This window comes from Streptomyces sp. SAS_272, from assembly GCF_052543235.1.
In genome coordinates, this window is sequence record NZ_JBMNDR010000015.1 from 100,463 (window position 1) to 111,410 (window position 10,948).

General features: G+C 72.6%; 10 protein-coding genes. 7 read left to right on the plus strand and 3 right to left on the minus strand.

Translation table 11 applies throughout. The annotated features are described in order from the left end of the window. Positions 1-49: 49 nt before the first annotated feature. The gene (locus tag ACN6LD_RS12560; protein ID WP_445043173.1) at positions 50-2,329 is read right to left on the minus strand and encodes a protein kinase domain-containing protein; all 2,280 of its coding nucleotides are present in this window, start codon (positions 2,327-2,329) and stop codon (positions 50-52) included. A gap of 181 nt (positions 2,330-2,510) precedes the next feature. Here ACN6LD_RS12560 and ACN6LD_RS12565 point away from each other — a divergent pair, with 181 nt between their 5' ends. The 6 genes from ACN6LD_RS12565 (at position 2,511) to proC (ending at position 7,587) form a co-directional block, all read left to right on the plus strand. Next, positions 2,511-2,834 carry an SH3 domain-containing protein gene (locus ACN6LD_RS12565; protein WP_319198486.1) on the plus strand — a complete coding sequence of 108 codons (324 nt, stop codon included), beginning with the start codon at positions 2,511-2,513 and terminating at the stop codon, positions 2,832-2,834. 330 nt (positions 2,835-3,164) lie between these two features. Beyond that, complete coding sequence (locus ACN6LD_RS12570) at positions 3,165-3,737, plus strand: EamA/RhaT family transporter (protein WP_319198441.1); 573 nt, start codon at positions 3,165-3,167, stop codon at positions 3,735-3,737. Positions 3,738-3,848: 111 nt separating this feature from the next. Further along, complete coding sequence (locus tag ACN6LD_RS12575; RefSeq protein ID WP_319198442.1) at positions 3,849-4,625, plus strand: class I SAM-dependent methyltransferase; 777 nt, start codon at positions 3,849-3,851, stop codon at positions 4,623-4,625. Positions 4,626-4,881: 256 nt separating this feature from the next. Beyond that, on the plus strand, positions 4,882-5,682 hold the full coding sequence (locus tag ACN6LD_RS12580; protein WP_319198577.1) for an ABC transporter ATP-binding protein: 801 nt from the start codon (positions 4,882-4,884) through the stop codon (positions 5,680-5,682). Then, the gene (locus tag ACN6LD_RS12585) at positions 5,679-6,491 is read left to right on the plus strand and encodes an ABC transporter permease (RefSeq protein WP_445043174.1); all 813 of its coding nucleotides are present in this window, start codon (positions 5,679-5,681) and stop codon (positions 6,489-6,491) included. Before ACN6LD_RS12580 ends, ACN6LD_RS12585 begins: the two co-directional genes overlap by 4 nt. Positions 6,492-6,774: 283 nt before the next feature. Further along, positions 6,775-7,587: a pyrroline-5-carboxylate reductase gene (gene proC / locus ACN6LD_RS12590; RefSeq protein ID WP_319197760.1), complete on the plus strand. Its 813-nt coding sequence runs from the start codon at positions 6,775-6,777 to the stop codon at positions 7,585-7,587. 85 nt (positions 7,588-7,672) lie between these two features. Here the strand turns inward: proC and ACN6LD_RS12595 are convergent, their stop codons facing one another. Further along, positions 7,673-8,260, minus strand: coding sequence for a cysteine hydrolase family protein (locus tag ACN6LD_RS12595; protein WP_319197762.1), 588 nt, complete (start codon positions 8,258-8,260; stop codon positions 7,673-7,675). Positions 8,261-8,335: 75 nt separating this feature from the next. Here ACN6LD_RS12595 and ACN6LD_RS12600 point away from each other — a divergent pair, with 75 nt between their 5' ends. Then, positions 8,336-9,379 carry a GlxA family transcriptional regulator gene (locus tag ACN6LD_RS12600; RefSeq protein WP_445043175.1) on the plus strand — a complete coding sequence of 348 codons (1,044 nt, stop codon included), beginning with the start codon at positions 8,336-8,338 and terminating at the stop codon, positions 9,377-9,379. Here the strand turns inward: ACN6LD_RS12600 and trpS are convergent. Then, positions 9,277-10,344, minus strand: a complete 1,068-nt coding sequence (trpS, locus tag ACN6LD_RS12605; RefSeq protein WP_445043176.1) for a tryptophan--tRNA ligase — start codon at positions 10,342-10,344, stop codon at positions 9,277-9,279. The genes ACN6LD_RS12600 and trpS overlap by 103 nt on opposite strands. Positions 10,345-10,948: the final 604 nt, after the last annotated feature.

The following is a 10,948-nucleotide window of genomic DNA, read 5'->3' on the forward strand; positions in this document are numbered from 1 at the left end:
CTCCGCCGGTAGCCCTGCGGAGGCGGCCCTCGGTGCGTGCCGGCCGCGGCTACCAGTCCTGCGGAGCCCGCCCGTCGACCGCGAAGACGGTCCCGTCGGGCGCGCCGGCGTAGACACGGCCGTCGACCGCCGTGGGGGCGGGAAGCGAGGCCACCACCTTGTCCGACTCCGCCCCCAGCCGCAGCCGCGTCTGCCCCACGAGCCTGCCCTCGTCGGCGTCCACCGCGAGGAGACGTCCGTCGGCGGCGCCGAAGTACACGTGCTCGCCGTCGGCGGAGGGCGCCGACCCCCGGCTCACCGCCGTCTGTAGCGACCACAGTTCCTTCCCCGCGGCCGTGTCGACGGCCACCAGCGACCCGTCGAACGCCAGCAGGTAGACCCGGTCGCCCTGCACGGTGGCGCGCGCCCCCTGGAGGGCGACGCCCAGTGCGGTCCGCCGCGGTGCGGCGTCGCCCGGCCGGTAGCGGAGCACGGCGTCGACATCGCCGTAATCACTGCCCTCGGACAGCAGGACGAGACTGTCGCCGGCGGCGCCCGCGGGGACCACCGTCCCTTCGAACCGCTCCTCCCACCGCACCTCGCCCGTCGTGGGGTCCACGGCCGTGATCCGGGTGCGCCGCCTGTCGCCCGACGTGCTCGACGCGTAGGCCAGGGGACGTGCGTCCTGCGCGAACGACACGAAGTACGGCTCGTTCAGCCCCGGGATCCGCCGGCTCCACGCCGTCCTGCCCGTCGCCGCGTCCACCCCGGTCACCGTGTCGTCGGCCGCGGTCAGCAGCAGCATGCCGCCGACGGTGCGGACGCCGGGGTACGGCGTCAGGTCCCGCTGCCAGCGCGGCACGCCCGACGCCGGGTCGAGCGCTTCCAGCCGCCTGCCCGCGTCCGTGACCACCAGCGCCAGTCCACCCGCGAGCGCCGGCGCCTCGACGGATCTGCCACCTCCGGGAACCGCCCGCCGCCACAGCACGCGCCCGTCGGACGCGTTCAGCGCGGACACCTGCCCGGACTGCGCACAGACCAGCAGCCGCGCGCCGTACACGCACCGCGGCAGTCCTCCCGAGCCGCCGCGCGCGTCCTCGCCGGCGCCTTTCCCCGGCTGCACGCTCCAGTCGGCGAGGGCGGGCGACGAGGAGTGCGCGCCGCCCGGGTTCCCCCGTCCGCTTCGGTCGTCGCCGCCGTCCCCGAGCATCCGCGCCGCCCCGAGAGCGCCGCCGCAGAGGACGACGGCCAGCGCGCCGGCCGCGAGCACCGTCCGTCTGCGTCGTCTGCGTCGCTTCCCGTCCTCGCCCGCCCCGGGCTGCCCCTCGCCCGCGGCCGCCGCGCGACCGCCCCCGCCGGACCTCCCGCCGGTCCCCGCCTCGGAGGTGCCGCCTTCACCTGGGGTGCCGGCGTCCCCGGTGTCCCCGGAGACCCCGGCGGGCTGCCGGGCTCCCTTGGCCGGTCCGGGCTCCGGCTCCTCGAGAGCCCGCTGAGGCGGTATGAACACCTGCGTGTCGTAGGAGGCCGCCACCGTCCGCAGCGCGTGCATGAGTTCGTCCGGGGTGGGCCGGTCCTCCGGCTCCTTGGCGAGGCAACGCGTCACCAGCGGCGCGAGGTTGTCCGGCACGCCCGTCAGGTCCGGCTCGTCGTGGACGACCTGGTAGGCGACGACGTAGGGGCTGTCGGAGTCGAACGGCCCGCGCCCCGTCGCCGCGTGCACCATCACGGAGCCGAGCGCGAAGACGTCGGCGGCGGACCCGACCTCCCTGGGGCGCCGGAACTGCTCCGGCGCCATGAACGGCGGCGTGCCGATCAGCTTGCCCGTCTCGGTGCGCAGTTCGCTGTCCTTCGGGCGGGAGATGCCGAAGTCGATCACCTTCGGGCCGTCCTCGGCGAGCAGCACGTTGCTCGGTTTCAGATCCCGGTGCACGACCCCCACGCGGTGGATGTCGCGCAGCGCCTCGGCGAGGCCGGCCATCAGCCGCCGCAGCTCACCGGCGTTCATGGGCCCGTTCCGCTTCACCTGCTCGGCGATCGTCGAGCCGGGGATGAACAGGGTCGCCATCCACGGCCGTTCGGCCTCCGGGTCCGCGTCGACGACGGGCGCGGTGAACGCCCCGCTCACCCGGCGGGCGGCCGCCACCTCCTGCCGGAACCGCCCCCTGAACTCGGGGTCGCGGGCGAACCGGGCGTGCACGACCTTGACCGCGACCTTCATGCCGGAGGTGCTGCGGGCCAGATGCACCACGCCCATGCCGCCGGAACCCAGGCACTCCTCGAGACGGTAGTGACCTGCGTACTCCGGAAGTTCCGCTTCCGCGCCCGCTCCGGTGTTGCGCTGTGGCGTCATGGACCACCCCCGTGCTGTTCATCCGCGCGCGCGACGCACGGAGCCTAGTCGATGAGTCGTACGACGCAGAGGCGGCTTGCTAGCCTCCGCGTACGAATTCCGCACACGTGTTTCATGGCGGGTTTCGGGGGAATCAACGGGACCCCATGGCAGTCATGGGGTGCAACGGGGGAGGTTTCACATGTCTGTCGACCGCGTGGAAGAGGCCGGGAACAGTGACGCGGCGGAAGCCGTCACCGCGACCGCGACCGCGGCGCTCACCTACTATCCGGTCGCGCCGGACGTCCGGCTGAACGTGCGCAGCGGTCCCGGCACCGGTTACTCGGTCGTCCGCGTCCTGCCCGAGGGCGCGAAGGTGCCCGTCTTCTGCCAGAGCCCGGGCACATCGGTCTCCGGCCCTTACGGCACCACGAACATCTGGGACAACATCGCCGACGGCCAGTTCGTCTCGGACGCGTACGTACGGACGGGCAGCGACGGATACATCGCGCCGCGCTGCTCCTGATCTCGAAGGGGGATTCCGGGGCCGATTCCGGGAGGGGGGATTCCGGGCGGGGATCGCGGTTGGGGGATCGCGGGCGGGCGCCGGACGTCCGGCACCCGGGCGGGGCGCAGCCGCGCAACGACGGAACCCGCCCGGCCGGGACCCGTTCGCCCTCGCCCTCGCCCTCGCCCTCGCCCTCGCCCTCCGGCGACTCCGGAGCGGCGGCCGCGGCACCCGGCGTGGGCGGATCTGCGGGCACCCGGCCGCGGGCGGGTCTGCGGGCACCCGGCCGTGGGCGGTCCGTGGACACCCGCCCGGTGGGCGGTCCGCATCCGGAGCCATAATCGTGCCGTGAGCGACGAAAACGGCACCCCGGACACCCCGGCGGAATCCCGGGGCGCCGCCGAGGTCTCCTCGGGCGCCCCCACCGGCCCGGCAGGCGACCCTGCCGGCGCCGGCCCCCGCCCCGAGCCCCTCCGCTTCTTCGGCACCACCTGGCTGAACCACGACGCCGGCCCGCGGGGCTACGGCGTCCGGCGCGGTGCGGTCGCCCTCGGCTCGCTCCTCGCCGTCGTCGTCTCGTGTCTCGTCCTGCGCTTCGCCTACCAGGGCATCGCGATCGCCGAGCTGGGCGGCTTCGTGACCGTCCTGGTCGTCGTGATGTTCGCGGTGTGCAGCGCGCTCGCCTTCCGGCACACCTGGGACGGTTTCGCCAAGCGCCCCGACCCCGACCGCCAGGCCTCCCTGCGCGGTCTGCTGGCGGTCGGGTTCGTGGGCTCGCTGCTCGCGTACTTCTTCCGCGCGCTCACCGAGGCGCCCGGCGAGAGACTCCAGCGCGAGGAGTACGAGGCGGCCCGCCTGCGGCACGAACGCCGCACGACGCGCCGCACGGGCAACCCGTCGAAGAAGCGCCGTCGCCGCTGAGCTGTACGGGGCGAGGCAGGGGCAGGACAGGACAGGGCAGGACAGGGCAGGGGCATGGGCAGGGGCATGGGCCCTGTTCCTCTCCCCGCCCGCTCCCGAGACCATGGCCTCATGACGGCTTCCATCCCCGCCCCCTCCCACGCTGCCCGAGCCCGTTCCTTCGACGCCGCCGCGGCCCAGTACGCCGCGAACCGGCCCTCCTACCCGAACGCCCTCTTCGACGTGATCGAGGATCTCGCCGGCCGCCCCCTCGCCGGCGCGCGGACGGCCGACGTCGGGGCCGGCACCGGCCTGTCGACCGCACGCCTGCACGCCCGCGGCGCGGACGTCCTCGCCGTCGAACCAGGGGACGGCATGGCCGCGCAACTGCGCCTCGCCCTCCCCGACGTGCCGGTCGTCCGCGGCGACGGCAACCGCCTCCCGCTGGCCCGTTCCAGCGTCGACCTCCTCACCTACGCCCAGTCCTGGCACTGGACCGACCCGGTGCGCTCGGTCCCGGAGGCGCTGCGGGTGCTGCGTCCCGGCGGCGCGCTGGCGCTGTGGTGGAACACCGACGCGCTCGACGTGCCGTGGCTCGCCGAGGAGGCGGAACGCATCGGACGCCACTTCGGGCAGGACACCGGTCCCGCGGTCAGGAACGTGGACGCCCGGATCGTCGACCCCGAGGGTCGCCTCGACCTCGTCCGCCGCACGGTCCGCTGGAGCCGCCGGGTCCCCGTGGACACGCATCTGGCCAACATCGGCAGCCATTCGATCTTCCTGGTCCACGGCGAGGAGGCAGCCGCCGCGTTCCTCGCCGAGGAACGCGAGCACCTGATACGGGCCTTCCCCGACGGCGTCGTCGAAGAGGTCTACGACGTCATCCTGCTGCTCGCGATCAACCCCTGACCCTCCCGACCCCTCTCCCTCCCTCCCTCTCCATTCCCTCTGGTCCTTCTTCTCAGCCCGCCCAATCACCCCGCCCGATCACCCCTCCCTCTCAGTCCTCCTCCCAGCGATTCCTCCCCGTCCGACCGCGCGTGGCGGCCCCTCACCTCCGGCGCCGCCGCGCACGCACGTGCGGCCCCGGAGCCCGTCCCACCCCCGGCCCTCACCCTCGTTCCGCAACTTGACGGCGCCCCGCACCGCGAGCATTATTCATCACATGATGAATTCCAAGCGGGCCGGCGCTCGCCCGCCCGACGCACCCGCCGTACGCGCCGAAGGCCTGACCGTGGTCCGCGGGCCGCGCACGGTCCTGCGCGGCCTCGACTTCACCGTCCCCCGCGGCCAGATCACCGGTCTGCTCGGGCCCTCGGGCTGCGGCAAGTCGACCCTCATGCGTGCGATCGTCGGCACCCAGGCCAAGGTCGCCGGGACCCTCGACGTGCTGGGCCGCCCCGCGGGCCACGCCGTCCTCCGCACCCGCATCGGCTACGTCACCCAGGCCCCCTCGGTCTACGACGACCTGACGATCCGCCAGAACCTGGACTACTTCGCCGCGATTCTCGACCCGGGCCGAGCGGCAGCGGACCGCCGCCACGAGAACGTCACCCGGGCCATCGCCGACGTGGACCTCACCACCCATGCCGACGCCCTCGCCGGCAACCTCTCCGGCGGTCAGCGCAACCGCGTCTCCCTGGCCGTCGCCCTGCTGGGCGCCCCGGAACTCCTGGTCCTCGACGAACCGACGGTCGGTCTGGACCCGGTCCTGCGCCGCGACCTGTGGAACCTCTTCCACGAAATCGCCGCGACCCGGGGCGCGACCCTCCTCATCTCCTCCCACGTCATGGACGAGGCCGAGCGCTGCCACCGCCTGCTCCTGATGCGCGAGGGCGAGATCCTCGCCGACGCGACCCCCGACGACCTGCGCACCCGCACCGGGTCGGACACGGTCGAGTCGGCCTTCCTGCACCTGGTGGACGCCGCGACGGAAGCGGCCCGCGCGAAGGAGACCACCCGATGACCACCACGACGACCCCCGATGCCCCGGACAGCCCGGACGCCCCCGTCCGCGCCCCCGCCCCGACCGGCGCCCTGAACGCCTCCCGGACGGCCGCCACCGCAGCCCGCGTCCTGCGCCAACTGCGCCACGATCCCCGGACCATCGCGCTGATGATCCTCATCCCCTGCGTGATGCTGTTCCTGCTCCGGTACGTCTTCGACGGCAGCCCCCGGACCTTCGACAACGTCGGCGCGTCCCTGCTGGGCATCTTCCCGCTGATCACGATGTTCCTGGTCACGTCCATCGCCACGCTGCGCGAACGCACCTCGGGCACCCTGGAACGCCTCCTCGCCATGCCGCTCGGCAAGGGCGACCTCATCGCCGGCTACGCCCTGGCCTTCGGAGCCGTCGCGATCGTCCAGTCGGCGCTCGCCACCGGCCTGGCCGTCTGGTTCCTCGACCTGGACGTCACCGGCAGCCCCTGGCTGCTCCTCCTGGTCGCCCTCCTGGACGCCCTCCTCGGCACCGCCCTCGGCCTCTTCGTCTCGGCCTTCGCGTCCTCCGAGTTCCAGGCCGTCCAGTTCATGCCGGCGGTGATCTTCCCCCAGCTCCTCCTCTGCGGCCTCTTCGCCCCCCGCGACACCATGCACCCCGCCCTGGAGACCCTCTCGGACGTCCTCCCCATGTCGTACGCGGTCGACGGCATGAGCGAGGTCCTCACCCACACCGACATGACGGCCACCTTCGTACGGGACGTCCTCATCGTCGGCGGCTGCGCCCTCCTCGTCCTCTGCCTGGGCGCGGCGACCCTCCGCCGCCGCACACAGTGAGACCCCACCCCGTCCGGATCCCAGCCCCCGTCCGGATCCCGGCCCGCGGCAAGATCGCAGCCCGTCCGGCGTTCGAGGACGAGGCCCGTCCAGGGCCGAAACGGGGCCTGGGGGCAGCGCCCCTGGGACGGGACGGGAAGGGGCGGCGGGGACGAAAACCCACGTCCGCCCACCGGACGCGCAAGCCGGCCAAGCACCCCCGGTGCGAGGATGACCCCGGACGACGACGGCATCACCGCGGCGCGCGCGCCCACCCCGCACCCCTCCGGAGGACCCTCCAGCCATGACCCAGAAAGTCGCAGTCCTCGGCACCGGCAAGATCGGCGAAGCCCTCCTCAGCGGCATGATCCGCGGCGGCTGGCCCCCCGCCGACCTCCTCGTCACCGCCCGCCGCCCCGAGCGCGCCGAAGAACTCCGCACCCGCTACGGAGTGACCCCGGTCGCCAACGCCGAGGCCGCGAAGGCCGCCGACACCCTGATCCTCACCGTGAAGCCGCAGGACATGGGCGCCCTCCTCGCCGAACTCGCCGACCACGTCCCCGCCGATCGCCTGGTCATCAGCGGAGCGGCCGGCATCCCCACCTCGTTCTTCGAGGAGCGCCTGGCCCCCGGAACACCCGTCGTCCGAGTCATGACGAACACCCCCGCCCTCGTCGACGAAGCCATGTCCGTCATCTCCGCCGGCACCCACGCCACCGCCGACCACCTCGCCCACACCGAGGAGATCTTCGGCGCCGTCGGCAAGACGCTCCGGGTCCCGGAGTCCCAGCAGGACGCCTGCACCGCGCTCTCCGGCTCCGGCCCGGCCTACTTCTTCTACCTGGTCGAAGCCATGACGGACGCCGGCATCCTGCTCGGCCTGCCCCGCGACAAGGCCCACGACCTGATCGTCCAGTCCGCGATCGGCGCCGCCACGATGCTCCGCGACAGCGGCGAACACCCGGTCAAGCTCCGCGAGAACGTCACGTCTCCCGCCGGCACCACCATCAACGCGATCCGCGAACTCGAGAACCACGGGGTACGGGCCGCGCTCATCGCCGCCCTGGAGGCCGCCCGCGACCGCAGCCGCGCACTCGCCTCCGGCAAGAAGGACTGACCGAAAGCACCGGCTCGCCGAAGCACACGGGACTCACAGGCCGGCCGAGAAGGACGGGCCCGAGGAAGTCGAAGCGGCCCGGCGCTCACCCGCCGGCCGCCCCCACGATCTCCTTCGTGGTCACCACGCGCGCGAACCCGCCGCCGTGCAGCGACACCGCCGATGCCTGCGCAAGCTCCTCGGCGCTCCGCCGCCAGCCGAACGGTCCCTCCAGACCGAACGTGTACGTCGCGTCGTAGGCGAACAGCACGTCGTACCCGAGGTTCCCGCCCATCCGCGCCGTCGTCTCCGCGCACATGTTGGTCTGGATCCCGGCCACCACGATCTGCGCGATCCCCTGAGCCGTGAGCCAGGCCCCCAGGTCCGGCGTGCCGAGGAAGGCCGAGTTCACGGTCTTCGTGACGAGCAGCTCGAGTCCCGCGCCCCGTCCCCTCCTCTCCTCCACGTACTCCTTGAAGTCGTTCCCCTGATATCCCGCCCGCAGGGGCGACCGCGGCCCCGACGAGTCGTGCCGCACGAACACGACCGGCCGCCCCGAGGCCTGCCAGACGTCGATGAGGGCGGCGATGTTGTCGTCCGCCGCCGGATTGTTGCGCTCACCCCAGAACCCGAGCTCCTCGAAGCCCTTCTGCACGTCCACGACCACCAGCGCTGCGTTCTCTGCGATGTCCATGCCCACGATCCTGCCGCCACCAGGGGACATGCCCCAGAGGTACAGAAGCCATCGGTCGATGGTTTACTGCCAGCCATGAAGAAGCCCGCCCACCGGGTCGCTCTCGTGGCGTTCCCCGGCATCCGCGCCTTCGACGTCTCCGTCATCACCGAGGTCTGGGGCGCCGACCGCACCGACCGCGGCGCCCCCGCCTTCGATCTGCGCCGCGTCGCCGCCGACCCCGGCACGCCCGTCCCGATGCGCGGCGGCCTGGCTCTCTTCCCGGACCGCACGCTGGCCTGGCTCTCCCGCGCCGACCTGGTCATCGTCCCCGGCCTGGACGACCACCTCACCCCGGCGCCCGCCGCCGTCCTCGACGCCCTGCGCAGCGCCCACGCACGCGGCACCACCCTCGCGGCGCTCTGCGGCGGCGCCTTCACCCTCGCCCAGGCCGGACTCCTGGACGGCCGCCGAGCGATCACCCACTGGAACCTCGTCGACCTCCTCCGCACCCACCATCCCGGGGTCACCGTCGTCCCCGACGCCCTCTTCATCGAGGACGACAACATCTGGACCGCCGCCGGGACGGCCGCCGGCATCGACCTCTGCCTCCACCTGGTCCGGCGCTCCCACGGTGCGGAAGCGGCCGCCACCATCGCCCGCTCGATGGTCACCGCCCCCTTCCGCACCGGAACCCAGGCCCAGTTCATCGAGCACCCCACGCCCCGCTCGGACCGGTCCGCCGACGCCCTCGCCACCGTCCGCGAACACGCCCTGCGCCGACTGCACGAACCGCTCACCGTCGCCGACCTCGCCGCGCACGCGGGCATGTCCCCCCGGAGCTTCGCCCGTCACTTCACGGCCGAGACCGGAGTCACCCCCTTGCGCTGGCTCCTCGACCAGCGCGTCGCCGCCGCCCAGCGCCTCCTCGAGCGCACGGACCTCGCCATGCCGGAAGTCGCCCGGCGGTCCGGCTTCGGCAGCGAGGTCACGATGCGCCAGCACTTCGCATCACGCCTCGCCACCAGCCCCCGCGCCTACCGAGCCGCGTTCACCACCGTCTCCGCCGCGGACGCCGTCTCCGCCGCGGACTCCGCCAGCGACTCCGTGAGCGGCGGAAGCAGTCCGATCGCGCGATAGGCGCTGTCCACGACCGGCCGTGCCATGGCGCGGGCCTTCTCGGCCCCGTCCCGCAGCACCCTCTCCACGTACACCGGGTCGGCGCACAGTTCCCGGTGTCTGGCCTGCAGGGGTTCCAGAACCGCCACCACCGCGTCGGCGGCGTCCTTCTTCAGAGCGCCGTACGACGCGTAACCACCGCCCAGCGCCTCCGGATCACCGCCGGTACAGGCGGCGAGGATCTCCAGCAGGTTCGCGACCCCGGGCCGCCCCACCCGGTCGTACACGACCTCCCGCCCGCTGTCGGTGACGGCCCGCATCATCTTCCTGCGCACCACGTCCGGCTCGTCCAGCAGATAGACGATGCCGGGCCCGTAGTCGTCGCTCTTGCCCATCTTCGACGCCGGCTCCTGCAGGTTCATCACTCGCGCGGCAACCGCCGGCAGCGTCGCCTTCGGCACCACGAACGTGTGCCCGTACCGCTGGTTGAACCGCACCGCCAGATCCCGCGCCAGCTCCACATGCTGCGCCTGGTCGTCCCCGACCGGCACCTCATGGGTCCCGTAGGCCAGGATGTCCGCCGCCATCAGCACGGGATACGTCAGCAGCGACAGCCGCACACTGCCCCCGCGCTCCCGCTCCCGCGCGGCTTTCTCCTTGTACTGGATCATCCGCCGCATCTCGCCGTCGGTGGCCACGCACTCCAGCAGATACGACAGCCGCGCATGCTCGTCCACGTGACTCTGGACGAAGACGGTGCACAGCTCCGGATCCAGTCCCGAGGCCAGCAGCAGCGTCGCCGCCTGCCGGCTCAGCCGTCGTACCCGCGCCGGATCATGGTCGACGGTCAGCGCGTGCAGATCGACGACGCAGAACAGGGAGTCGGCCCGGTGCTGGTCGACCTCGGCCCACTGCCGCAGCGCGCCCAGGTAGTTCCCCAGCGTCAGGTGCCCGGTCGGCTTGACTCCGCTGAAGACCCGCTTCATCTCTCCACCTCCTGGTCGAGACCGCCGCTCCGGCCGGCCGACCCCCGGGTTCTGGTGGGAGAAACAAGAACGGCCGCCGAAGCGGCGGCCGTTGAGTGCATACGTGAACACGGCCGCCTGTCAGGCGGCCCACCACAGCTGGGTGCACGTACGCGTAGTCATGGCAGCCAGACTACGCCTCCGGGGTGCTCTCGGGACATGAGTTGACACACCCTGGCGTGAAACGTAGTGTTCTCCGAGTTGTCCGACGTGAGCGCCGACCCCGGTCGGTCCCCGGACAGCCATTCCGCAGGTACCAACCAACCACTCGACAACAGTCGACTCGTCTGCTGTCGCGTTCATTGGCGTGCGTATTCGCGAAATGAGGAATCCGCGTTCGAAAGGACGCAGGCCCCGATTGGCTTCGGAGGCAGGGAATCCGCTAAAGTCTCACTCGTCGGAACGGCCCAACAGCCGGGAAGGCGACTCCCGCTGACCGGGAATCAGAACCGAAAGGGTCTGGTAGAGTCGGAACCGCCGGAAAGGGAAACCGCGAGATAAGCGGGAGACCTGGAAAGCACCGAGGAAATCGGATCGGAAAACGGTCTGGTAGAGTCGGAAACGC